The 21,335-nt window shown below is 65.0% G+C and carries 24 protein-coding genes and 1 tRNA gene; 13 read left to right on the forward strand and 12 right to left on the reverse strand.

Translation table 11 applies throughout. The features are described 5' to 3' along the window. Nucleotides 1-74: 74 nt before the first annotated feature. The 9 genes from trpA to aroA all read right to left on the reverse strand — a co-directional run bounded on the left by trpA (nucleotide 75) and on the right by aroA (nucleotide 8,940). Nucleotides 75-911 carry a tryptophan synthase subunit alpha gene (gene trpA / locus QW863_RS09225; protein WP_315716892.1) on the reverse strand — a complete coding sequence of 279 codons (837 nt, stop codon included), beginning with the start codon at nucleotides 909-911 and terminating at the stop codon, nucleotides 75-77. Then, complete coding sequence (gene trpB, locus QW863_RS09230) at nucleotides 908-2,131, reverse strand: tryptophan synthase subunit beta (protein WP_315716891.1); 1,224 nt, start codon at nucleotides 2,129-2,131, stop codon at nucleotides 908-910. The genes trpA and trpB overlap by 4 nt, the downstream gene beginning before the upstream one ends. Then, complete coding sequence (locus QW863_RS09235; RefSeq protein ID WP_315767631.1) at nucleotides 2,128-2,787, reverse strand: phosphoribosylanthranilate isomerase; 660 nt, start codon at nucleotides 2,785-2,787, stop codon at nucleotides 2,128-2,130. The genes trpB and QW863_RS09235 overlap by 4 nt, the downstream gene beginning before the upstream one ends. Nucleotides 2,788-2,864: 77 nt before the next feature. Beyond that, nucleotides 2,865-3,257, reverse strand: a complete 393-nt coding sequence (locus QW863_RS09240; protein WP_315750462.1) for a lipopolysaccharide assembly protein LapA domain-containing protein — start codon at nucleotides 3,255-3,257, stop codon at nucleotides 2,865-2,867. A gap of 77 nt (nucleotides 3,258-3,334) precedes the next feature. After that, nucleotides 3,335-3,652 (reverse strand): integration host factor subunit beta, encoded by a 318-nt coding sequence (locus QW863_RS09245; RefSeq protein WP_315716888.1) that lies wholly within the window; start codon nucleotides 3,650-3,652, stop codon nucleotides 3,335-3,337. Nucleotides 3,653-3,821: 169 nt separating this feature from the next. Next, the gene (sppA, locus tag QW863_RS09250; protein WP_315750463.1) at nucleotides 3,822-4,802 is read right to left on the reverse strand and encodes a signal peptide peptidase SppA; all 981 of its coding nucleotides are present in this window, start codon (nucleotides 4,800-4,802) and stop codon (nucleotides 3,822-3,824) included. A 206-nt stretch (nucleotides 4,803-5,008) separates the two neighbouring features. Continuing rightward, nucleotides 5,009-6,718 carry a 30S ribosomal protein S1 gene (gene rpsA, locus QW863_RS09255; RefSeq protein WP_315716886.1) on the reverse strand — a complete coding sequence of 570 codons (1,710 nt, stop codon included), beginning with the start codon at nucleotides 6,716-6,718 and terminating at the stop codon, nucleotides 5,009-5,011. A 249-nt stretch (nucleotides 6,719-6,967) separates the two neighbouring features. Further along, nucleotides 6,968-7,606, reverse strand: a complete 639-nt coding sequence (gene cmk, locus QW863_RS09260; RefSeq protein WP_315716885.1) for a (d)CMP kinase — start codon at nucleotides 7,604-7,606, stop codon at nucleotides 6,968-6,970. Continuing rightward, on the reverse strand, nucleotides 7,603-8,940 hold the full coding sequence (aroA, locus tag QW863_RS09265; RefSeq protein WP_315716884.1) for a 3-phosphoshikimate 1-carboxyvinyltransferase: 1,338 nt from the start codon (nucleotides 8,938-8,940) through the stop codon (nucleotides 7,603-7,605). Before aroA ends, cmk begins: the two co-directional genes overlap by 4 nt. Nucleotides 8,941-9,091: 151 nt before the next feature. On the opposite strand from aroA, the gene QW863_RS09270 reads away from it, so the two are divergent. The 3 genes from QW863_RS09270 to QW863_RS09280 all read left to right on the forward strand — a co-directional run bounded on the left by QW863_RS09270 (nucleotide 9,092) and on the right by QW863_RS09280 (nucleotide 10,305). Beyond that, nucleotides 9,092-9,496: a TIGR02300 family protein gene (locus tag QW863_RS09270; protein WP_315716883.1), complete on the forward strand. Its 405-nt coding sequence runs from the start codon at nucleotides 9,092-9,094 to the stop codon at nucleotides 9,494-9,496. 81 nt (nucleotides 9,497-9,577) lie between these two features. Continuing rightward, a tRNA-Ala gene (locus tag QW863_RS09275) sits at nucleotides 9,578-9,653 on the forward strand. Nucleotides 9,654-10,068: 415 nt separating this feature from the next. Beyond that, on the forward strand, nucleotides 10,069-10,305 hold the full coding sequence (locus tag QW863_RS09280) for a GIY-YIG nuclease family protein (RefSeq protein WP_315716882.1): 237 nt from the start codon (nucleotides 10,069-10,071) through the stop codon (nucleotides 10,303-10,305). A gap of 7 nt (nucleotides 10,306-10,312) precedes the next feature. Here the strand turns inward: QW863_RS09280 and QW863_RS09285 are convergent, their stop codons facing one another. Next, complete coding sequence (locus QW863_RS09285; protein ID WP_315716963.1) at nucleotides 10,313-10,774, reverse strand: MarR family transcriptional regulator; 462 nt, start codon at nucleotides 10,772-10,774, stop codon at nucleotides 10,313-10,315. Nucleotides 10,775-10,943: 169 nt separating this feature from the next. Between QW863_RS09285 and QW863_RS09290 the strand changes: the two genes are divergently transcribed. The 10 genes from QW863_RS09290 (at nucleotide 10,944) to QW863_RS09335 (ending at nucleotide 19,936) form a co-directional block, all read left to right on the forward strand. After that, a complete protein-coding gene (locus tag QW863_RS09290; RefSeq protein WP_009026309.1) occupies nucleotides 10,944-11,369 on the forward strand; it encodes an organic hydroperoxide resistance protein in 426 nt (141 codons plus the stop codon). A gap of 122 nt (nucleotides 11,370-11,491) precedes the next feature. Beyond that, nucleotides 11,492-12,694: a CaiB/BaiF CoA-transferase family protein gene (locus QW863_RS09295; protein ID WP_315716881.1), complete on the forward strand. Its 1,203-nt coding sequence runs from the start codon at nucleotides 11,492-11,494 to the stop codon at nucleotides 12,692-12,694. A gap of 199 nt (nucleotides 12,695-12,893) precedes the next feature. Next, nucleotides 12,894-14,213 (forward strand): sn-glycerol-3-phosphate ABC transporter substrate-binding protein UgpB, encoded by a 1,320-nt coding sequence (ugpB, locus tag QW863_RS09300; protein WP_315716880.1) that lies wholly within the window; start codon nucleotides 12,894-12,896, stop codon nucleotides 14,211-14,213. Nucleotides 14,214-14,263: 50 nt separating this feature from the next. After that, nucleotides 14,264-15,145, forward strand: coding sequence for a sn-glycerol-3-phosphate ABC transporter permease UgpA (gene ugpA / locus QW863_RS09305; RefSeq protein ID WP_315716879.1), 882 nt, complete (start codon nucleotides 14,264-14,266; stop codon nucleotides 15,143-15,145). Then, complete coding sequence (gene ugpE, locus QW863_RS09310; protein ID WP_315716878.1) at nucleotides 15,145-15,993, forward strand: sn-glycerol-3-phosphate ABC transporter permease UgpE; 849 nt, start codon at nucleotides 15,145-15,147, stop codon at nucleotides 15,991-15,993. The genes ugpA and ugpE overlap by 1 nt, the downstream gene beginning before the upstream one ends. A gap of 129 nt (nucleotides 15,994-16,122) precedes the next feature. Beyond that, a complete protein-coding gene (locus tag QW863_RS09315) occupies nucleotides 16,123-17,202 on the forward strand; it encodes a sn-glycerol-3-phosphate import ATP-binding protein UgpC (protein ID WP_315716877.1) in 1,080 nt (359 codons plus the stop codon). Between the two features lie 134 nt (nucleotides 17,203-17,336). Then, nucleotides 17,337-17,762: an Hsp20 family protein gene (locus QW863_RS09320; protein ID WP_006613108.1), complete on the forward strand. Its 426-nt coding sequence runs from the start codon at nucleotides 17,337-17,339 to the stop codon at nucleotides 17,760-17,762. Nucleotides 17,763-17,819: 57 nt separating this feature from the next. Continuing rightward, nucleotides 17,820-18,083 carry a DUF1150 family protein gene (locus tag QW863_RS09325; RefSeq protein ID WP_009026315.1) on the forward strand — a complete coding sequence of 88 codons (264 nt, stop codon included), beginning with the start codon at nucleotides 17,820-17,822 and terminating at the stop codon, nucleotides 18,081-18,083. A gap of 161 nt (nucleotides 18,084-18,244) precedes the next feature. Continuing rightward, a complete protein-coding gene (locus tag QW863_RS09330) occupies nucleotides 18,245-18,751 on the forward strand; it encodes a GNAT family N-acetyltransferase (protein WP_315716876.1) in 507 nt (168 codons plus the stop codon). A 312-nt stretch (nucleotides 18,752-19,063) separates the two neighbouring features. Next, nucleotides 19,064-19,936: a hypothetical protein gene (locus tag QW863_RS09335; RefSeq protein WP_315729361.1), complete on the forward strand. Its 873-nt coding sequence runs from the start codon at nucleotides 19,064-19,066 to the stop codon at nucleotides 19,934-19,936. Here the strand turns inward: QW863_RS09335 and ptsN are convergent. Together ptsN and hpf are read right to left on the reverse strand one after the other, a co-directional pair. Next, nucleotides 19,897-20,358, reverse strand: coding sequence for a PTS IIA-like nitrogen regulatory protein PtsN (gene ptsN / locus QW863_RS09340; protein WP_315716874.1), 462 nt, complete (start codon nucleotides 20,356-20,358; stop codon nucleotides 19,897-19,899). The two genes, QW863_RS09335 and ptsN, sit on opposite strands and share 40 nt — an antisense overlap. A 327-nt stretch (nucleotides 20,359-20,685) precedes the next feature. Beyond that, the gene (gene hpf, locus QW863_RS09345) at nucleotides 20,686-21,288 is read right to left on the reverse strand and encodes a ribosome hibernation-promoting factor, HPF/YfiA family (protein WP_315716873.1); all 603 of its coding nucleotides are present in this window, start codon (nucleotides 21,286-21,288) and stop codon (nucleotides 20,686-20,688) included. Between the last annotated feature and the right edge of the window lie 47 nt (nucleotides 21,289-21,335).

Raw genomic sequence — 21,335 nt, forward strand, 5'->3', positions numbered from 1 at the left:
CGCCCGGATATATGGCGGGACGGCGGGGTCACGGCAAGACGGCCGCGACGTCTGGTCGAATAGTGGTTGACGGCCTATTCCGCGGCCTGTTGCGCCCCGTGCACGCCCCTTGCCAGCGCAGCGGCCAGGTCGGCAACGGCGCTCACGGTCTTGGCCGTCGCGCGTCCCTCGGCATCGAGGCTGGCGCGGAGCGCGTCGACCAGGGCGGTGCCGACCACGGCACCGTCGGCATTGGCGGCGATGGCGCGGGCGGTCTCCGGTGTCCGGATGCCGAAGCCGACGCAGACAGGCAGCGCCGTATGCCGCTTGATCCGGGCCACGGCGGCACCGACGGCGGACGAATCCGCCGCCGCCGCGCCGGTGATGCCGGTGATCGAGACGTAGTAGACGAAGCCCGAGGTGTTCGCGAGCACCGCCGGCAGCCGCTTGTCATCGGTCGTCGGCGTCGCCAGCCGGATGAAATTCAGCCCCGCCTTCAGCGCGGGAATGCACAGCTCGCTGTCTTCCTCCGGTGGCAGGTCGACGATGATCAGACCGTCAACGCCGGCGCTCTTCGCATCATCGAGGAACTTGTCGACGCCGTAGATGTAGATCGGGTTGTAGTAGCCCATCAGCACGATCGGCGTCGCCGCGTCGCCCTCGCGGAAGCTGCGCACGAGCTGCAGCGTCTTCCTCAAGGTCATGCCGGCCTTGAGCGCGCGCAGACCCGCCGCCTGGATCGACGGGCCATCGGCCATCGGATCGGTGAACGGCATGCCGATCTCGATGATGTCAGCGCCAGCCTGCGGCAGCGACTTGACGATCGCGAGCGAGGTTTCAGGATCAGGGTCGCCTGACATCACGAAGGTGACGAACGCCGAGCGGCCTTCTTGCTTCAATTGCGCGAAGCGCGCATCCATCCGGCTGGTCACGATGCCTTCGCCCTTCCTCGCAAGATGTCGCCCACCTGCGGCACGTCCTTGTCGCCGCGGCCGGACATGTTGACCACCATCAGATGGTCCTTCGACTTCTTCGGCGCGAGCTCCATCACCTTGGCGATCGCGTGCGCGGGCTCCAGCGCCGGAATGATGCCCTCGAGCCGCGACAGCAGCTGGAACGCCGCCAGCGCTTCCTCATCGGTCGCCGACAAATAGTTCACGCGACCGACCTCGTGCAGCCAGGAATGCTCCGGCCCGATGCCGGGATAATCGAGACCGGCCGAGATCGAATGCGCCTCCTCGATCTGCCCGTCCTCGTCCATGAGCAGATAGGTGCGGTTGCCGTGCAGCACGCCGGGGCGGCCGCCGGCGATCGAGGCGGCGTGCAGATGCGTCAGGCCATGGCCCGCCGCTTCCACGCCATAGATCTCGACCGAGGGATCATCGAGGAACGGATGGAACAGGCCCATCGCATTGGAGCCGCCGCCGATGCACGCGATCAGCGAGTCCGGGAGCCGGCCCTCAGCCTCTTGCATCTGCGTGCGGGTCTCGTTGCCGATCACCGACTGGAAGTCGCGCACCATCATCGGATAGGGGTGCGGACCGGCGACCGTGCCGATGCAGTAGAACGTGTTGTGGACGTTGGTGACCCAGTCACGCAACGCCTCGTTCATCGCATCCTTCAGGGTCTTGGCGCCGGACTGCACGGGCACCACCTTGGCGCCGAGCATCTCCATGCGGATCACGTTCGGCTGCTGCCGCTCGACGTCGACCGCGCCCATGTAGACGACGCAATCGAGCCCGAAACGCGCGCACAGCGTGGCGGTCGCAACGCCGTGCTGGCCGGCACCGGTCTCGGCGATGATGCGCTTCTTGCCCATGCGGCGCGCGACCATGATCTGGCCAAGCACGTTGTTGACCTTGTGCGAGCCGGTGTGGTTGAGCTCCTCGCGCTTGAAGTAGATCTTGGCGCCGCCGAGATGCTCGGTCAGGCGCTCTGCGTAGTACAGCGGCGAGGGCCGGCCCACGTAGTTCTTCAGATAGCCGTTCATCTCGGCATGAAACGCGGGATCGGCCTTGGCCTCCGCATAGGCCTTTTCCAGATCGAGGATCAGCGGCATCAGGGTTTCGGCGACGAAGCGGCCGCCGAAGATGCCGAAGTGACCGCGGTCGTCCGGACCGCTGCGGTAGGAATTGGGAATGGCTGTCGTCATTGAACGCTCAACTCTTCAGCGGCCCGCGCCGCGCGAATGAAATCCCGGATCATGTCGCAATCCTTCACACCCGGCGCCCGTTCGACGCCAGATGACACGTCGACGCCGCCCGCGCGGGTGATCCGCACGGCCTCCGCGACGTTGTCGGCGCTCAGACCGCCGGAGACCATGAACGGGCAATCGAGCTTCACGCCCTGTAGCAGACGCCAATCGAAGGTGGCACCGAGGCCGCCGGGGCGGGTCGCCTCCTTGGGCGCCCGCGCATCGAACAGGATGCGGTCGCACACGTCGGCATAGCTCGCCAACGGCGCGAGATCGGCGTCGGTCGCGACCGGAATGGCCTTCATGATGGGTAGGCCGAAGCGCTGCTTGAGGTCGCGGACGCGCGCGATGCTTTCGCGGCCATGCAGCTGCAGGAGATCAGGCCGCAGCGTCTCGACGATGTTTTCGATCATCGCGTCGTCGGCATCGACGGTCAGCGCCACCTTGAGCGCGCGCCCCCTGACGTCACGACCCAGCTCACGCGCGGCCGTCAGGCCGACATGGCGTGGGGACGGCGGAAAGAACACGAAGCCCACCATGTCGGCGCCCGCGTCGAGCGCCGCAGCGAGGGTGTCGGGCGTGGTCAGGCCGCAGATTTTGACGAGCAGGGACATCAATGAACAACGCACGTCCGGGCGGAAAGGATCACCAGAAGCCGGCGGCTTCCAGGGCCGCCGAGCTTTCGCGCCTTCTACAACGCGGCGCCCTGCTTGTCTCGCCCATAAGGGGCGAAAAGCCGCGCCGGCGCAGCCGGAACCAGAGATTGCGCAGAGCCCTGTTTTGCACGCGCCGCGGCGCTCAACTGCGCCACCTGCGCGCGGGCCGCTTCGGCATCGGCCTGATGGCGGCGCGCGGCCCGCCGCCAGCGGCGCTGGCCGATCCAGGTGGCACAGCCACCCGCGATCACGCCCAGGATCGCGACGGCGATGATCAAGGCGAACAGCGGGACCGACGCCGAGAGCGCCGGATCAGTCGCGTTGAAGGGATCAAACGACACGGTAACGAAATGCCGATTGGCGACCGCGAAGATGACGAACAGCACCAGCAGCGGAAGGACGACCACGACAGTGAAGAATTTTCGCATGCGCTCGCTCGTGTCAGTCAGGCCGGATTCGCCTCGAAATCAGCCGCAGACGATTAGCACGGCCGGCGCGAGATGCTTCAATCGTCGGCGTCGTCAGCCGCGGCGCCGGCGGGATTGTCCCGGTTCAGCCGCTCGCGCATTTCCTTGCCCGTTTTGAAGAACGGGACGCTTTTCTGGTCCACCGGGACATGAGCTCCGGTCCGTGGGTTGCGCCCGGCGCGGGCCGGCCGATGCTTGACCGAGAAGGCGCCGAAGCCGCGCAACTCGACGCGGTCACCGCGGGCGAGCGCCGCGACGATCTCATCGAGGATCGCATTGACGATGTTCTCGACATCCCGCTGGTAGAGATGCGGGTTGTGCTCGGCGATACGCTGAACAAGCTCGGATTTGATCATCGAGAAAATGTACCCGGGGAGACAAGTCCCATTTCCGTGAAAATATGCTGGACTGTCAAGACGCTAAATCATTCATCGCGGCCGTGGATCGGGGGGCGAGGCCCGGTACGGGGTCTCGCCATGGCACACGCGAAGCGGGAAGATTGCCCTGAGAATGGTCTTTGCGGGTTCAATTGCCCGGCGCGGGCGTCCAGAGCGCGAGCATGCCGTCGAGACCGATCCGGTCCACCGCCTGGACCACGCCGGTGCGTTCGATCTGGCGGGCGATTCCGGAGAGGCCGACGGCGTCGAGCGCGATCGAGGTGGCCGTTCGCAGGAAGGTGAGATCGCCGAACCGCGGCGTGAGCTTGTAGTCGCGCACCGGAAGGTCCTTCTTGACGTTCTTGTTGGCGACGAGCCAAGCGACCGCGGTCTTCTCGTCACCGAGCTCGTCGATCAGCTTCAGGTCGATCGCCTGCCTGCCGGTGAAGACGCGGCCATCGGCCACCTTCTCCAACTGCTCATCGTTCATGGCGCGGCGGTCCTTCACCAGTCCGCGGAACCAGGCATAGGAATCCTTGACCAGGGCGTCGAGCGCCGCACGCGCTTCCGGGCTGGTCGGCTCGTAGCCGTTGGGGGCGGCCTTCAGCGGCGAGGATTTGACCTCCTCGATCTTCACGCCGACCGTCTTCAACAGCTCGCCGACATTGGGATATTGAAACAGCACGCCGATCGAGCCGACCAGCGAGCTCTGCTGCGCAACGATGTGGTCGGCAGCGATCGCGCCGATGTAGCCGCCGGACGCCGCGAGGCCTTCCACGACGACGACCAGCGGCTTCTTCGCCTTAAGCCGGACCAGCGAATCGTAGAGCTGCTCGGAGCCGGCGGTGGTGCCGCCCGGCGAATTGATGTGAACGATGACGGCTTCGGCCGAGGAGTTTTCGAGCCGCTCCAGCGCCTCGACGCGCTCATGGTCGCTGCGGATCAGGCCCTCGATATTGACGCGGGCGATCGAGCCGGAGGTCGAGAGCACGGTGCGGCCGCGCGGCGACATGGCGAGACCGATGGCGGACAGAGCCGCAATCGCGATCAGCACCGCGACGACGCGCCAGAACGTCAGCTTGCGGCGCAGCCTGCGGCGATCGACGATCACATCCGAATCAAGCGACATGGACAGCTCCTGGAAGTCTCGGCGCGTTTTGCATCCGCAGCCTGAATATCTCGTTATCCGATTACATCAATCGCGGCGCAATTTGAAGAAAGGAAGGCCCGCGGCGAGGCCGGATCCGCGCGGCCGGCACGCGCATCCTTGCCTTGCCGGAACAAAAAAGCCCCGGCTTGCGCCGGGGCTTTGATCTGATCGCAGGACGCGAAGGCTTACTTCGAGTCGCGGTTCTTGAGCGCGGTGCCCAGGATGTCGCCCAGCGTGGCGCCCGAATCGGACGAGCCGTACTGCGCGATGGCTTCCTTCTCTTCCGCGACTTCCAGCGCCTTGATCGACACCTGCACCTTGCGGGCCTTCTTGTCGAACTGGATCACGCGGGCATCGACCTTCTCACCGACGGCGAACCGCTCGGTGCGCTGGTCGTTGCGATCGCGCGCCAGCTCGGAGCGCTTGATGAAGGTGGTGAAGTCGGTGCCGGTGATCTTGACGTCGATGCCGCCGTCCTTGACGTCGAGCACCTCGCAAGTGACGACCGCGCCCTTCTTGACATCGCCCGGCTCGGCGAAGGGATCGCCTTCGAGCTGCTTGATGCCGAGCGAGATGCGCTCCTTCTCCACGTCGACGTCGAGCACCACGGCCTTGACCATGTCGCCCTTCTTGTAGTTGTCGATGACCTGCTCGCCCGGCAGCTTCCAGTCGAGATCCGACAGATGGACCATGCCGTCGACGTCGCCTTCGAGACCCAGGAACAAGCCGAACTCGGTCTTGTTCTTGACCTCGCCCTCGACCACCGAACCCGTCGGATGCTTCTCGACGAAGACCTCCCACGGATTGCGCATGGTCTGCTTGAGGCCGAGCGAGATGCGGCGCTTGACGCTGTCGACCTCGAGCACCTGCACTTCGACCTCCTGCGAGGTCGACACGATCTTGCCGGGGTGCATGTTCTTCTTGGTCCACGACATCTCGGAGACGTGGATCAGGCCTTCGATGCCCGGCTCGAGCTCGACGAACGCGCCGTAGTCGGTGATGTTGGTGACGCGACCGTGGAAGCGGGCCTGCAGCGGGTACTTGGCCTCGATGCCCTGCCACGGATCGTCCAAGAGCTGCTTCATGCCCAGCGAGATGCGGTGCGTCTCGTGGTTGATCTTGATGATCTTGACCTTGACCGTCTGACCGATGCTGAGCACCTCGGTCGGATGGTTGACACGGCGCCACGCGATGTCGGTGACGTGCAGCAGGCCGTCGATGCCGCCGAGGTCGACGAACGCACCGTAATCGGTGATGTTCTTGACGACGCCGTCGATGACCTGACCCTCTTCGAGGTTCTGCACCAGCTCCTGGCGCTGCTCGGCGCGGGTCTCTTCCAGCACAGTGCGGCGCGACACCACGATGTTGCCGCGGCGACGGTCCATCTTGAGGATCTGGAACGGCTGCGAGTTGTTCATCAGCGGCGCGACGTCGCGGATCGGACGGATGTCGACCTGCGAGCGCGGCAGGAAGGCCACGGCACCGTCGAGGTCGACGGTGAAGCCGCCCTTGACCTGGTTGAAGATGACGCCGTTGACCTTTTCGTTGTTCTGGAACGCCTTCTCGAGCTTGCCCCAGCTCTCTTCGCGGCGCGCCTTGTCGCGCGACAGCACCGCTTCGCCGAGTGCGTTCTCGATGCGATCGAGGAACACCTCGACCTCGTCGCCGACTTTCAATTCACTGTCACGGCCGGGCCCGGCGAATTCGCGCAGCGCCACGCGGCCTTCGGTCTTCAGGCCGACGTCGATGACGGCCATGTCCTTCTCGATCGCAACAACCTTGCCCTTGACGACAGAGCTTTCCTGCAGGTTGCCCTTCGTGAAGGACTCGTCCAGCATCGCGGCGAAATCATCGCGGCTGGGATTGTAGGAAGAAGCAGAGGTACTCGAAGCCATTTGTTCTCCAGATGCGGACATTCTCGCCAGCTTGGGTTGATCGGCGCATCGAATGGACAGTGCCTGGAGGTCCACAAATCCCCAGACGTCCGCGCGCCGCGCTATAAGCGCAAACGACGCGGGCCGGCAGTGCCTGCACATGCGATACGTATTGAAGTGCGTCCGGATGATCGGACTCGATTGAACCGCAATCGAGCTATCGACGGTCAAGGGCGGGAGCGGGCATTCCTCCAATGACGCCGGCGGAAATCAAACCCGCCGGCGGCCCGCTCGAACGGCCTCGACGATATCGATGGCGGCCCGGACGCCGCCTTCTATATCCAAATGGGAGTTGTCAAGCAAGTAAGCATCCGGGGCTTGTTTTAAAGGCGCGACGGCCCGGTTCTGGTCACGCTCGTCGCGCGCCAGGATGTCGGCCAGAATGGCCGCCTCATCGGCCGGTTCCCCACGTGAAAGCGCCTCGAGGGTGCGACGATGCGCCCGGATGCGGGGATCGGCGACGACGTAGATCTTCACCTCGGCGTCCGGGCAGATCACGGTTCCGATGTCGCGGCCGTCGAGCACGGCACCCGGCGGCCGGCTTGCGAACTGACGCTGGAAAGCCACCAGCGCTTCGCGCACTTTCGGCAACGCCGATACCACCGAGGCCGCAGACCCGACCTGGTGCGACCTCAGCGCCGGATTGTCGAAGCTCGAGGGATCCAGGCTCATGGCGACGTCCGCCGCCCGCGCCTCGTCCTTGAGGTCGATGCCGGCGGTCAGTAGCGCATGCGCGACCGCCCGGTAGATCACGCCCGTATCCAGGTGCCTGAGGCCGTAATGCGCCGCGAGACGCTTGGCCAGGGTGCCCTTGCCCGAGGCCGCCGGGCCGTCGATGGCGATGATCATGCGAAATCCGCGCCCGCCTTGCACATCAGCGGGATGAAATCGGGGAAGCTGGTGGCGATGAAGGCGGTGTCGTCGACCCTGACCGGCTTGTCGGACGCGAGACCCATCACCAGGGCGGACATCGCGATGCGGTGGTCCATGTGGGTCGCGACGATGCCGCCGCCCGGCACGTGACCGCGGCCCTCGACGATCAGATCATCGCCGGTGATCTCGACCTTGACGCCGTTGACACGCAGCATCGCCGCGGTGGCCTCCAGCCGGTCGGATTCCTTGACGCGCAGCTCATGCAGGCCGCGCATGATGGTCGTGCCCTCGGCATAGGCGGCGGCGACGGCCAAGACGAGATATTCGTCGATCATCGACGGCGCCCGCTCGGGCGGCACCACGACGCCGCGCAGCTTCGAGGCGCGCACGCGCAGGCGGGCCATCGGCTCGCCGGCATCGCCGCGGACATCGTCCTCCTCGATCGAGGCGCCCATCTCGCGCAAGGTCGTGAACAGGCCGGTGCGCAGCGGGTTGGTCATCACGTCCGACAGCACGAGGTCCGAGCCGTCGACGATCAGCGCGGCGACCAGCGGGAACGCGGCCGAGGACGGGTCGGCGGGAACGATCACTGGCGCACCACGCAGCTCCGGCTGGCCGGTCAGTGCGATGCGGCGGCCATGAGACCCTTCCGGCGTGGTCACGATCTCCGCGCCGAAATGCTTCAGCATCAGCTCGGTGTGGTCGCGGCTGGCCTCCTGCTCGATCACGGTGGTCACACCGGGCGCGGCGAGGCCCGCGAGCAGCACCGCCGACTTGATCTGGGCCGAAGCCACCGGCGTGCGGTACTCGATCGGCACCGGGTTGCCGGCGCCCTGCAGGGTTAACGGAAGCTTGCCGCCCTCGGCGATCGCGGTCACCTTGGCGCCCATCAGCACCAGCGGGTCGAGGATGCGCCGCATCGGACGGCTGCGCAGCGAGGCATCACCGTCGAAAACGGCCGTGATCGGGCAACCGGCCACGGCGCCCATCACCAGCCTGCAGCCGGTGCCGGAGTTGCCGAAATCGAGCGGCGCGCTCGGCTGGGCGAAGCCGCCCACCCCGACGCCACGGACGGTCCACGCGAAATCGCCGGTGCGTTCGACCTTGGCACCCAGGGATCGCATCGATTTGGCGGTGTTGAGGACGTCCTCGCCCTCGAGCAGGCCGGAAATCCGGGTCTCGCCGACCGACAGTGCCCCCAGGATCAGCGCCCGGTGCGAGATCGACTTGTCGCCAGGCACGCGAATCGTGCCCGAGAGGGGCCCTGAGGCGCGTGATTCCAGGGGAGTCGGGGCGATTGACGTGCTCACGGCAGGATCCTCGTGTTTCGGACGCGGCAGGTATCACAGCCCCCGCCCTCCGTCACGAGCGGTGATTTTCCCGTTGACAGCGCTATTGACAGCGGCGCGGCAACTAGCCAAGTGAGACACCGCTTTTCAGACATTGCCAGGACGCCTGCACGTGGCCAAATCCGAGCTCGGAACCAAACGCATTTGCCCGACGACGGGCAAAAAGTTCTACGACCTCAACAAGAACCCGGTGATTTCGCCCTACACCGGCGAGGTCGTGCCGATTGCGCCGATCGCGCCCACCCGCGCCATGCGCGGCGAGGCTGCGCGCGCTGCTGCGGCGGCCGACGTGGTCGAGCCCGCGGAGGCCGAGGAGCTGGTGCCGCTCGAGGAGGCCGACGCCGAGGAGAACTCCGGCAAGGTCAAGGCCGTCGTTCCCGAATCGGAGGACGACATCGAGATCGACGAGACGCTCGACGATGACGAGGATGATGACTCGACCTTCATCGCCGACGAGGAAGAAGGCGACGAGGACGTGACCGACATCATCGGTGATGTCGGCGGCGACGAAGAATAATCGTCGAAGACACTTGAGATCAGCCGCGAACTGTGGTTCACGGTGCTCCCCGGCGGTCACCCAGACCGCCGGCTCGGTTCAGGGGCCATAGCTCAGCTGGGAGAGCGCTTGCATGGCATGCAAGAGGTCGGCGGTTCGATCCCGCCTGGCTCCACCAGCCTTCGCTCGCTTCGCGAGCTTCGGCTCGGCAAGCCACCCCAATCTGCCAGTTGCGCGAAGTGAGCGAAGGCTGTCGCGCCGTAGTCTGGACGCCGAAGCCCCCTTGGGCGGAGGCGGGAAGACGAAGGCGGACTTGGGCTCCGGGCGATAATGCTCTCTCCCCATCGCTTCGCGAGCTTCGGCTCGGCAAGCCACCCCAAACTCTCAGTTGCGCGAAGCGAGTGAAGGCTGTCGCGCCGTAGCCTGGACGCCGTAGCCCTCTTGGGCGGAGGCGGGAAGGCGAAGGCGGACTAGGCTCCGGGCCATGATGCCCCTTCATCAGTCGACTGAGCAGTTCAGCCCATCCAAGCTCTGGACGCCACGCAGCACGACCTGCCACATTCGCGCCCGTGAAGGGTCGAGGGCGGCCTGCGATGAAGTTCGTTTACATCCTGGAAAGTCTCAACGGCGAGCATTTCTACGCAGGCATCACCGACGACGTTCCGGCCCGCGTCACGAAGCACAATGCCGGTGAAGTCCCGCACACATCGAAGTTTCGGCCTTGGCGGCTCAAGACCTACGTTGCCTTCAGCGATGTGAAGCAGGCATTTGCCTTCGAGAAATTTCTCAAGTCGGGTTCAGGCCGGGCTTTCGCGAAGAAGCGCCTTTAGAGCCCCCTCACCCCTCCACAGCCGCATCGAGCCGCTCCCGCAGGCGCACCAGCTTGCCGTGCAGGTCGGCCAGCTCGGCGATCGAGCAGCCCGTCGCATCCAGGATCGCGGGCGGCACGATCGACCTTGCCTTGTCGCGCAGGCCCGCGCCCTGGGCGGTGAGGGTGACGATCACCTGACGCTCGTCCTCGGCCGACCGGGTCCGCTTGATCAGGTGCGTAGCCTCCATCCGCTTCAGCAGCGGCGTCAGCGTGCCAGAGTCGAGGAACAGCCGCGCGCCGATGTCCTTCACCGTCAGGCCGTCCTGCTCCCACAGCACCAGCATGACCAGATATTGCGGATAGGTCAGGCCAAGGCGGTCGAGCAGGGGCTTGTAGACGCGGTTGAAGGCGTGCGCGGTCGAATAGACTGCGAAGCAGAGCTGGTTGCCGAGCTGGAGCGGCAGGTCTGCCGCGGACTTCTTTCGCATCGAGGTCACCACAGGTCGATCCTATCGGCATCTTGAGCCCGCACGCCTCGGATCGACAACGGGCCCGGCGCACCGATCACGAATTTTCTACCGAACAATTATATTGTACACAATCTAATTGTGTGCAATATGGCCGCGCTGAATTCGTCCATCCAACCAGGAGACACCCATGTCCGTGAACGTGCTCTACAAGACCAGCGCCAAGGCCACCGGCGGCCGCGACGGCGAAGCCGCTACCCTCGACGGCTCGCTCAAGGTCAAGCTTTCCACCCCGAAGGAGCTCGGCGGCGGCGGCGGTGCCGGCAACAATCCGGAGCAGTTGTTTGCGGCCGGCTACGCAGCCTGCTTCATCGGCGCGATGAAGTTCGTCGGCTCGCAGGGCGGCCCCAAGGTTCCCGCCGACACGTCGGTGACCTCGACGGTCGGCATCGGCCCGCGCTCCGAAGGCGGCTTCGGCATCACCGTCGAGCTCGCAGTGTCGCTGCCCGGACTCGCCAAGGCCGACGCCGAAGCGCTGGTCGCCAAGGCGCACGAGGTGTGCCCCTATTCCAACGCCACGCGCGGCAATGTCGACGTCAAGCTGAGCGTCGTCTGAGCTTCAATTCCGTCATGCGGCAGGACGGCCTCCGTTGTCCTGCCGCATGGCAGCCCTCCGTTTGCGCCGCCGCCGCAGCAATGCTTAATGATCGCGAGCTGAAACCAACCTCGCGACATCCGATGACACCCCAATTTGCTCCCGGCGCCATGGCCGGCCTGCGCGTGATCGATCTGACGCGCGTGCTCGGCGGCCCCTATTGCACGCAGATCCTGGCCGATCACGGCGCCGACGTGATCAAGGTCGAGCCGCCGGCCGGCGACGAGGTGCGTGACTGGGGTCCGCCCTTCCACGATGAGGACGCCGCCTATTTCGTCGGGATCAACCGCAACAAGCGCTCGATCGGCCTCGATCTCGCCTCCGAGGGCGGCCGCGTCGTGCTGATGCGGATGCTCGAGACGGCCGACGTGCTGATCGAGAACTTCAAGCCTGGCACCTTGGAGAAATGGGGCATCGGCAGCGACACGCTGCGCGAGACATTCCCCAAGCTGGTGCACTGCCGCATCTGCGGCTTCGGCGCGGATGGCCCGCGCGGTGGCAATCCCGGCTACGACGCGATCATCCAGGCGATGACCGGCATGATCGCGGCGACCGGCTCGCCGCAGAGCGGACCGATGCGGATCGGCGTGCCGCTGGTCGACATCACCACCGGACTCTATGCCGCGATCGGCATCCTGATGGCGCTGTCGGAGCGGCAGCGCTCGGGCATCGGTCAGTTCCTCGAGGTCACGCTGTATGAGACCGGTCTCGCGATCATGCATCCGCATACCGCAAACTACTTCATGCATGGCAAGCCGCCGTCGCTGACCGGCAACGAGCACCCGAACCTCGTTCCGTATGCGATCTTCGCGACCAAGACCGACGATATCTTCATCGGCGTCGGCAATGACGGCACCTTCCGCAAGCTCGCCAAGGAGATCGGCCGCCCCGAACTCGGCACCGATCCGCGCTTCGCCCGCAACAAGGATCGCGTCGCCAATCGCGAGGCGCTGCGCGCCGAGCTTGCCGCCGTGTTCAGCCAGTTCGAGGCGGAGCCGCTGTGCGACCGGCTGCTCGCGGCCGGTCTGCCGGCAGGACCCGTGCAGAAGATCGACCAGGCGCTGACCAATCCGCACACGATCTACCGCGGCGATGTCATCGAGAAGGACTGGTACAAGGGCGTCGCGTCGCCGATCCGGCTCGAACGCACCAAGCCGAGCCTGCGCTCCACCCCGCCGAAGTTCAGTCAGCACGCGCAGGAGGTGCTGACCGAGTTCGGTTACACGCCGAGCGAGATCGAGGCGCTGCTGTCCCAGGGCACGGTGTGCGCCGAGCGCAAGCGCTGAGGCGCCATCAGCCTGTCGTCTCTCACCGCCAGCGCCGGCCGGGGCATCGCCCCGCGGCACCGTCTCCCGCAAGTCGCTGCGTTCCGCCGCGATGAACGCGCTTTCCGCTGACGATCCAACCGGTTATACATTCACGAAACTGTCATCTCGCGCTGCTACGGCCGCGACGCCGATGACGTTTCACGGGAGGTATTCTTTAATGTCACTTCGCCAATTCTGGACGGCCGCGACTGCGGCAGTCACGCTGGTCCTGAGCGCCGCAGCCCCTGCGCATGCCGTGACCGAAATCCAGTGGTGGCATGCGATGACCGGCGCCAACAACGACGTCATCGTCAAGCTCGCCAACGATTTCAACGCCTCGCAATCCGACTACAAGGTCGTCCCGACCTACAAGGGCAACTACGCCGACACGATGAATGCCGGCATCGCCGCCTTCCGCGCCGGCAATGCGCCCCACATCATGCAGGTGTTCGAGGTCGGCACCGCCACCATGATGGCCGCCACCGGCGCCGTGAAGCCGGTCTACAAGCTGATGCAGGACGCCGGCGAGACGTTCGACCCGAAGAGCTATCTGCCTGCGATCACGGGCTACTACTCGACCTCCAAGGGTGAGATGCTGTCGTTCCCCTTCAACTCGTCCTCCACGGTGATGTGGGTCAATCTCGACGAGCTGAAGAAGGTCAACGCCGAGATCCCGAAGACCTGGCCCGAACTGTTCGAGACCGCCAAGAAGCTGAAGGCGGCCGGCCATGCGACCTGCGGCTTCTCGGGCTCGTGGGTCACCTGGGTCAATCTCGAGCAGCTCTCCGCCTGGCACAACGTGCCGCTGGCCAGCAAGGCGAACGGTCTCGACGGCTTCGACACCGTGCTGGAGTTCAACGGTCCGCTGCAGGTCAAGCATCTCGAAAACCTGGTCGAGCTGCAGAAGGACAAGACCTACGACTATGCCGGCCGCACCAACACCGGTGAGGGCCGCTTCACCTCGGGCGAATGCCCGATCTACCTGACCTCGTCGGCGTTCTTCGGCAACGTCAAGGCCCAGGCCAAGTTCGCCTTCACCGCCGCGCCGATGCCGTATTATCCGGACGCCAAGGGCGCGCCGCAGAACTCGATCATCGGCGGCGCCTCGCTCTGGGTGATGGGCGGCAAGAGCGCGGACGAATACAAGGGCGTGGCGAAGTTCCTGACCTTCCTCTCGGACACCGATCGTCAGGTCTACATCCACAAGGCCTCGGGCTATCTGCCGATCACCAAGGCGGCCTACGCCAAGGCCAAGGCCGAGGGCTTCTACAAGGATCAGCCCTATCTGGAGACGCCCCTGCTCGAACTGACCAACAAGGAACCGACGGAGAATTCCCGCGGCCTGCGTCTGGGCAACATGGTGCAGCTGCGTGACGTCTGGTCGGAGGAAATCGAGCAGGCCCTGGCCGGCAAGAAGACCGCCAAGCAGGCGCTGGACGCCGCCGTCGAGCGCGGCAACCAGATGCTGCGCCAGTTCGAAAAGACGGCCGTGAAGTGAGGCCATGAGCCGGCAGGCCGCCCCGCGGCCTGCCGGTTCGCCGACCGACCATGCAGAAGAACGCCATCTTTCAGTCAAAACTGCTGCCGTTCGTGCTGGTCGCTCCCCAGCTCGCGATCGTGCTGATCTTCTTCTATTGGCCCGCGATCCAGGCCGTCATCCAGTCGTTCCTGCTGCAGGACGCGTTCGGCCTGTCCACGAGCTTCGTCTGGTTCGAGAACTACGCCGACCTGCTCAGCCAGCCGGACTATTTCCAGGCCATTCTCCGCACCTTCGGCTTCTCCTTCGCGATCGCGCTCTCGTCGCTGTCGGTCGCACTGCTGCTCGCGGTCATGGCGGATAAGCCGTTGCGCGGCGTCACGCTGTACCGGACGCTGCTGATCTGGCCCTATGCCGTGGCGCCGCCGGTGGTGGGCGTGCTCTGGATCTTCATGCTCCACCCGTCGCTCGGCGTGATCTCGCGCTATCTGCGCGCTGTTGGCATCGACTGGAATCCGCTGCTCGACGGCGACCAGGCGGCGCTGCAGATCATCCTCGCGGCCGCCTGGAAGCAGATCTCCTACAACTTCCTGTTCTTCCTCGCCGGGCTGCAGAGCATCCCCCGGAGCGTGCTCGAGGCGGCCGCGATCGACGGCGCGCGGCCGATGCGGCGGTTCTGGACCGTGACCTTCCCGCTGCTGTCACCGACCATCTTCTTCCTGCTGGTCATCAACATCGTCTACGCCTTCTTCGAGACCTTCGGCATCATCGACACGATGACCCGCGGTGGTCCTGGCAAATCCACCGAGACGCTGGTCTACAAGGTCTATACCGATGGCCTGCTCGGCGGCAATCTCGGCTCGTCGGCCGCACAATCCGTCGTTCTGATGGTCATCGTCATCGTGCTGACGGCGATCCAGTTCCGCTTCGTCGAGCGCAAGGTGACCTACTGATGGTCGAGCAAGAAGGCATTCGACGCTACGTCGCGCACGCCATCCTGTGGATCGGAATCGCGATCGTCGCGTTCCCGGTCTATCTCGCATTCGTCGCCTCGACGCAGGACAATGCGGTGATCGCCAACGGGCAGATGTCGCTGCTGCCTGGCGGGCACTTCCTGTCGACCTACTATCAGACGATCTTCGTTGGCACGAGCGGCTCGACCCGCGAGCCGGTTGCGACCATGCTTTTGAACTCGCTGGTCATGGCGCTGCTGATCGCCGTCGGCAAGATCGCGATCTCGATCATCTCGGCCTATGCGGTCGTCTACTTCCGCTTCCCGTTCCGCATGGCGATCTTCTGGCTCATCTTCATCACCCTCATGCTGCCGGTCGAGGTGCGCATCTATCCGACCTACAAGATCGTCGCCGACCTCCACATGCTCGACAGTTATGCCGGGCTCGCGCTGCCGCTGATCGCGTCCGCCACCGCCACGCTGCTGTTCCGCCAGTTCTTCATGACGGTGCCGGACGAGCTGCTGGAGGCGTCCCGCATCGACGGCGCCGGGCCGTTCCGCTTCTTCTGGGACACCCTGCTGCCGCTGTCGCGCACCAACATGGCGGCGCTGTTCGTGATCCTGTTCATCCTCGGCTGGAATCAATATCTCTGGCCGCTGCTGATCACGACGCGCGACGACATGCAGACCATCCAGATCGGCATCCGCAAGATGATCACGACGACCGACGCGCTGACCGAGTGGCCGATCGTGATGGCGACGGCCGTGCTCGCGATGCTGCCGCCGGTGTTCGTCGTCGTCGTCATGCAGCGCCTGTTCGTCAAGGGGCTGGTGGAGACGGAAAAGTGAGAGGGGCGAATAGCGAATGGCGAGTGGCGAATAGGGAGATCCGAACATGAGGATGCATTCGCCCTTCCCTATTCGCCACTCCCTATTCGCCATTCGCCACTCGTCACTTCCTCCTTATCGGTAACCGCCATGGCCAACGTCACCCTCCGCAACGTCCGCAAGGTCTACCAGGGCGGCTTCGAAGCCATCAAAGGCGTCGATGTCGATGTCGGCGACGGTCAGTTCTGCGTGCTAGTCGGGCCGTCGGGCTGCGGCAAATCCACCCTGCTGCGGATGGTCGCGGGGCTCGAGACGATCACCTCGGGCGAGATCGACATCGGCGGCCGCATCGTCAATGCGATCGAGCCGGCGGATCGCGACATCGCGATGGTGTTCCAGAACTACGCGCTCTATCCGCACATGACTGTCTACAACAACATGGCCTACGGCCTGCGCAATCGTGGCATGGCGGAAAAGGAGATCAGGACGCGGGTCGAGGACGCCGCACGCATCCTCGAGCTCGGCACCATGCTCGAGCGGAAGCCGCGCCAGCTCTCCGGCGGCCAGCGCCAGCGCGTGGCGATGGGCCGCGCCATCGTGCGCCAGCCCAAGGTGTTCCTGTTCGACGAGCCGCTCTCGAACCTTGACGCCAAGCTGCGCATCGCGATGCGGGTCGAGATCCGCAAGCTGCAGCGCCGGCTCAACACCACCGCGATCTACGTCACCCACGACCAGCTCGAGGCGATGACGCTCGCCGACATCCTGGTGGTGATGAACGGCGGGAAGGTCGAGCAGATCGGCAATCCGCTCGAGATCTATCAGCGTCCCGCCACCACCTTCGTCGCATCTTTCATCGGCGCGCCGCCGATGAACCTGATGCCGACCGATGGCGTGCGCGCCCAGTTGCTCGGCGCCGACGCGGTTCCCCAAGAAGCGGGCCAGCTCGGCATCCGGCCTGAGGATTTCCAGCTTGGCGACACCGTTCCGGCGGGCGGGATCGGGCTCGACCTCCGCGTCGAGGCGATCGAGCATGTCGGCGCCGAGACCTATGTCTACGGCGCACGCCAGGACGCGGGCAGCGATGACCGGCTCTCCGCCACCGCCAACGACATCATCGTGCGGCTGCCGGGTACCGCCGCGCCGGAGATCGGCGCACGGATTCGCGCCGTGGCGCCGCGGGCCAAGCTGCATCTGTTCTCGGCCGACGGCCGTCAGCGGCTGTCCGTTTAAACCCTTCCACAGACAGGCTGTTCCGGCGCATTCGGGGTGCTTGAACGCGCCCCGGATCGTGCCCATATTGCTGCTCAAGGGGTGCCGTCAGGGCCCTGATACATCAAAGTCGCTTCGAGAGGACTTTGTAAACCATGTCTCGTGTTCCTTCGCTCTCCAGTCCGTTCCTGCTGGGCTTCGACGAGATCGAGCGCGTGCTCGACCGCGTCGTCAAAGGTGCCGACGGCTATCCGCCCTACAATATCGAGCGGTTCGAACGCACCAATGGCCAGCCCGAGCGTCTGCGGATCACGCTGGCGGTGGCGGGTTTCACCCGCGACCAACTCGATGTCACCATTGAGGAAAACCAGCTCGTCATCCGCGGCCGGCAGCAGGACGACAAGACCAGGCAATACATTCATCGCGGCATCGCCGCGCGCCACTTCCAGCGCACCTTCGTGCTGGCGGAGGGAATGCATGTGCTTGGTGCGGACCTGAAGAACGGGCTGTTGTCGGTCGATCTGGCCAGGCCAGAGCCTGAGCGGATCGTTAAGACAATAGCGATCAATGAACACGAATAATGGTTGATGGAACGAGTAGCGGACTCGACCGCTTGAGTCTCAGAAGGAGTCGAGACCATGACTGAAGGTAATGTTGCGTCGGAATCCCCCGTCTCCCTGGAGTCGCTGGCGACCTTGGGCGAGGGCCACATCGCTTACGTGAAGCAGATCCGCTCCGAGGACGTACCGGGACTGTTTCCGCAGGCGCCGCACATCGCACCGGGACTGAAGCTGTTCGCCTTGCATGCCGCCGACGGCACGCCGATCATGCTCACCGACAGCCGCGAAGCGGCGATTGCGAATGCGTGGAGTCACGAACTCCAGGCCGTGAGCGTCCACTGACGCAAAGGCCGAGCCGCAGCGCTGACAACGGCCGCTTCTCGTGGGACTCAACGCTCATTGGGACGCGATGCTCATGAGGAGCATGCAGCTCACGGACTGACACGAGGGCGGTCCCCGGAAACGGGGACGGCCCTTTTTTCTGCTCGTAACGATGGCCGCGCATGACCTTGATGACGACACCCATGAGCCCGGCCGGACTGCGTGCAGATCCTGCGCTTGCGGACGCACTGCTCGCGCTCAACAATGCGCATGCCTCCGAGCTGTCGTGGCTCACGCCCGAAACGCTCCTGCAACTGCTCGATCGGGCATGGCTGGCCTGGCGAATTGGCAGGGCCGATGCGCTGATGATCGCGCTCGACCATGCCGCCGTCTACGATAATCCCAATCACCGCTGGTTTCGCGCGCGCTACGATCGGTTCGTCTATGTCGACCGCATCGTGGTGGCGCCGGCCGCCCGCGGCCGGGGCCTGGCGCGGCAGCTCTATGAGGAGCTGATTCGGGAGGCGACCGCGGCGGGCCACGACCGCATCGTCTGCGAGGTCAATCTGGATCCGCCCAATCCGCAGTCGGACGCGTTTCATGCTGCGCTCGGCTTCGCGCCGCTGGCGACGGCCGGCATCCATGGCGGCGCCAAGACGGTGCGCTACATGGCGAGATCATTGCGATAGCCGGCCAAGGACGAAGCGGCTGCCGAAGTGCTTTTGAGAAATTTGTTTCCGCCGATGTCCGGAACGGTCGATTTGACAACCAGATACAATCCGACCCGGTTTAAGGCGAAGGTGTCCAATCCTTAAGTTGTCCCTGTTGCGGCACGCGCTAGTCCGATGTGTGACGCGCATGTGTAGGGATGGCAGATGCATGGATCACGGCTTGATGCAGGCGTCTTTCGAGAGCTTGCGCTCGGGACCCTACCCAATCGGCACGTCTTTCTTGACAGTCCTCCGCCGGGGCCAAGCCCTTACTACGTCATCTGCAACAGCGTGCCGAAAGCGGGGACGTACCTGCTGGTCGAACTCGTCAGAGCGCTGGGCGGTCATGTCGATGTCGGCTATCACACCTACACGTCATCGATCAGCAAGCTGAATCCCGACGGTTCGCTCGACTACGGACGCGCGCTTCCGGCCCCGCTCTGGGCGTCGGCCCTGCGCTCCGGCTATTCCTGCGCCTCGCACACCGAGTATTGTCCGTATCTCGAGCAATACCTCCTGGGCAGACCAGAACACAAGATGCTGTTCATCGTCCGCGACCCCCGCGACATCGTCGTGAGCTGGGTCGACTTCGTCTACCACTCGGCGGCCTACCCGAAGATGCGGAAGTGGAACGCCTATCTGCGGTCGGCCGGATCGGCCGCTCACCCCGATGACGCCTCCCGAATCACATCGACCCTCCTCTCTTTGCCCCGATCGGGCATCAAGAAGTTCATGAGCTGGCTGGACTCGCCAGCCTGCCTGACCGTGAAGTTCGAAGAGCTCTATTCAGAGCTCGCGATCGACGATGTGGCGCGGTCGTCGTTTCCTGTCCTTAACCGCATCTGCGACTACCTGGGACTTCCGCGCAAGACGGCCGCGGAGCTCGATGTGCTCGGCCGCGGCCTGACGTCGTCGGGACGCGGCCGGAAGGTCGGCATCTACAAGGAGCGAATGATGCCGCATCATTTCGACCTGCTCCGCAGCGAGGCATTCCAGGAGCTCGTCGTCGAGTTCGGCTACGAGCCGACGCCGTTGCACACGTGCGAGCGGACGAACGGGCTCGGGGCCGCGCGGAGGCTCGCCAGCAGGCTTTGTCGGTCCTTGCGGGGCGGCGCGATACGACGTCAGGCGGCGGAAGCGGGCGGCAGCGCCAACACCGAATAGATCGCCTGGGCGTCGCGCGAGGCACGGAGCTTCTTGGCGACATCCTGGTCGCGGAGCAGCCGGGCGATCCGCGCCAGGGCCTTCAGATGGTCGGCGCCGGCGCCTTCCGGCGCCAGCAGCAGGAACACCAGATCGACCGGTTGGCCGTCCATGGCCTCAAAATCGATCGGCCGCTCCAGCCGGGCGAACAGGCCGAACAGCTTCTCCAGCTTCGGCAGCTTGCCGTGGGGAATCGCGACGCCATACCCGACGGCCGTGGTTCCGAGCTTCTCCCGCTGCAGCAGCACTTCGAACACGTTGCGCTCGTTCTGCCCGGTCAGCGCGGCCGCGCGCGCGGCAAGCTCCTGCAGCGCCTGCTTCTTACTGATGACCTTCAAAGCCGGCACGATCGCCTCGGGTGCGACCAGATCGGTAATCGGCATAGGGCGTTCCGAGGTGATTGAACCGTCAGGGTGCGAAATAGGTCGGGACAGACCGGCGTCAAGAAGCTGAGGCGGCAGGCGGGCTTAACCCGTGTCCGATGGGTGGGCTTCTACCCCAACGCAACGGCCGTGCCAACACCCGCAAGCGCGTTCCCGCAGCCTATCCTTAAAGATCGCCGGAGCGTGGCGGCCTGAAGGCGCCAGCGCCCCAACCGCTTGATCGCATCCCTTCATTGCCGTGGCGTGACGTCGCAACCGGTCCGCCAACCACCTGATCGGGAACCGGTTTTCGCGCCGCCGGGAGATCCCTGGAAGGCGTCCGCGCGGCTACGGTTTCACCGCCGGCGGATCGACCCAGCCGATATTGCCGTCGGCGCGGCGGTAGATGATGTTCACCCGGCCGCTGGAACCGTGCTGAAACACCATGCAGGGCGCGCCCGAAAGATCGAGCTCCATCACGGCTTCGGACACCGACAGGCGCTTCAACGCGGTGGTGTTCTCGGCAATGATCACCGGGCTGTAGCCGGTGATCTCCTCGTCGCCCTCGGCCGGCGCCTCGATCACGTAGCTCGGCGCATCCAGCACCGCGCCGTCGAGATGGGCGAGCGCCGCATTGGCGGCGTGGGATTTGCGCCCCGAGCGGTCCTTCAGCCGGCTCTTGTAGCGGCGCAGGCGCTTCTCGATCATCAGGAGCGCCTGGTCGGCGCTGGCATAGGCGTCCGGCGCGTTCGATTCGGCCTCCAGGGTGATGCCCGAATCGAGGTGCAGCGCGCAATCGGTCTTGAACCCGAAACCGTCCTTGGAGAGCGTGACATGGCCGGAATAGTTGCCGTCGAAGTATTTTCGCAAGACCTCGTCGGTGCGCTCGCTGACGCGCCCACGCAGCGCTTCGCTGACGCTGATGCTCTTTCCGGAAATCCGCAGGGTCATGTGCCGCCTCGATTCATGTGAACCAAGTATGACACTAAGCCTATTTG

It is taken from the genome of Bradyrhizobium sp. SZCCHNR1017, from assembly GCF_032381375.1.
In the GTDB taxonomy this organism is placed as follows: Bacteria; Pseudomonadota; Alphaproteobacteria; order Rhizobiales; family Xanthobacteraceae; genus Bradyrhizobium.

What these genes read in the sequence shown, in the direction of transcription:
- QW863_RS09315 (WP_315716877.1), top strand. Translation starts at nt 16,123, where the DNA reads ATGGCCAACGTCACCCTCCGCAACGTCCGCAAGGTCTACCAGGGCGGC.
- QW863_RS09285 (WP_315716963.1), bottom strand. Translation starts at nt 10,774, where the DNA reads ATGCGAAAGAAGTCCGCGGCAGACCTGCCGCTCCAGCTCGGCAACCAG.
- QW863_RS09320 (WP_006613108.1), top strand. Translation starts at nt 17,337, where the DNA reads ATGTCTCGTGTTCCTTCGCTCTCCAGTCCGTTCCTGCTGGGCTTCGAC.
- QW863_RS09235 (WP_315767631.1), bottom strand. Translation starts at nt 2,787, where the DNA reads ATGTCCCTGCTCGTCAAAATCTGCGGCCTGACCACGCCCGACACCCTC.
- QW863_RS09240 (WP_315750462.1), bottom strand. Translation starts at nt 3,257, where the DNA reads ATGCGAAAATTCTTCACTGTCGTGGTCGTCCTTCCGCTGCTGGTGCTG.
- sppA (WP_315750463.1), bottom strand. Translation starts at nt 4,802, where the DNA reads ATGTCGCTTGATTCGGATGTGATCGTCGATCGCCGCAGGCTGCGCCGC.
- ugpE (WP_315716878.1), top strand. Translation starts at nt 15,145, where the DNA reads ATGGTCGAGCAAGAAGGCATTCGACGCTACGTCGCGCACGCCATCCTG.
- QW863_RS09290 (WP_009026309.1), top strand. Translation starts at nt 10,944, where the DNA reads ATGTCCGTGAACGTGCTCTACAAGACCAGCGCCAAGGCCACCGGCGGC.
- trpB (WP_315716891.1), bottom strand. Translation starts at nt 2,131, where the DNA reads ATGACGACAGCCATTCCCAATTCCTACCGCAGCGGTCCGGACGACCGC.
- ptsN (WP_315716874.1), bottom strand. Translation starts at nt 20,358, where the DNA reads ATGCCGATTACCGATCTGGTCGCACCCGAGGCGATCGTGCCGGCTTTG.
- ugpB (WP_315716880.1), top strand. Translation starts at nt 12,894, where the DNA reads ATGTCACTTCGCCAATTCTGGACGGCCGCGACTGCGGCAGTCACGCTG.
- QW863_RS09325 (WP_009026315.1), top strand. Translation starts at nt 17,820, where the DNA reads ATGACTGAAGGTAATGTTGCGTCGGAATCCCCCGTCTCCCTGGAGTCG.
- QW863_RS09280 (WP_315716882.1), top strand. Translation starts at nt 10,069, where the DNA reads ATGAAGTTCGTTTACATCCTGGAAAGTCTCAACGGCGAGCATTTCTAC.
- QW863_RS09330 (WP_315716876.1), top strand. Translation starts at nt 18,245, where the DNA reads ATGACCTTGATGACGACACCCATGAGCCCGGCCGGACTGCGTGCAGAT.
- hpf (WP_315716873.1), bottom strand. Translation starts at nt 21,288, where the DNA reads ATGACCCTGCGGATTTCCGGAAAGAGCATCAGCGTCAGCGAAGCGCTG.
- ugpA (WP_315716879.1), top strand. Translation starts at nt 14,264, where the DNA reads ATGCAGAAGAACGCCATCTTTCAGTCAAAACTGCTGCCGTTCGTGCTG.
- QW863_RS09295 (WP_315716881.1), top strand. Translation starts at nt 11,492, where the DNA reads ATGACACCCCAATTTGCTCCCGGCGCCATGGCCGGCCTGCGCGTGATC.
- QW863_RS09245 (WP_315716888.1), bottom strand. Translation starts at nt 3,652, where the DNA reads ATGATCAAATCCGAGCTTGTTCAGCGTATCGCCGAGCACAACCCGCAT.
- rpsA (WP_315716886.1), bottom strand. Translation starts at nt 6,718, where the DNA reads ATGGCTTCGAGTACCTCTGCTTCTTCCTACAATCCCAGCCGCGATGAT.
- cmk (WP_315716885.1), bottom strand. Translation starts at nt 7,606, where the DNA reads ATGATCATCGCCATCGACGGCCCGGCGGCCTCGGGCAAGGGCACCCTG.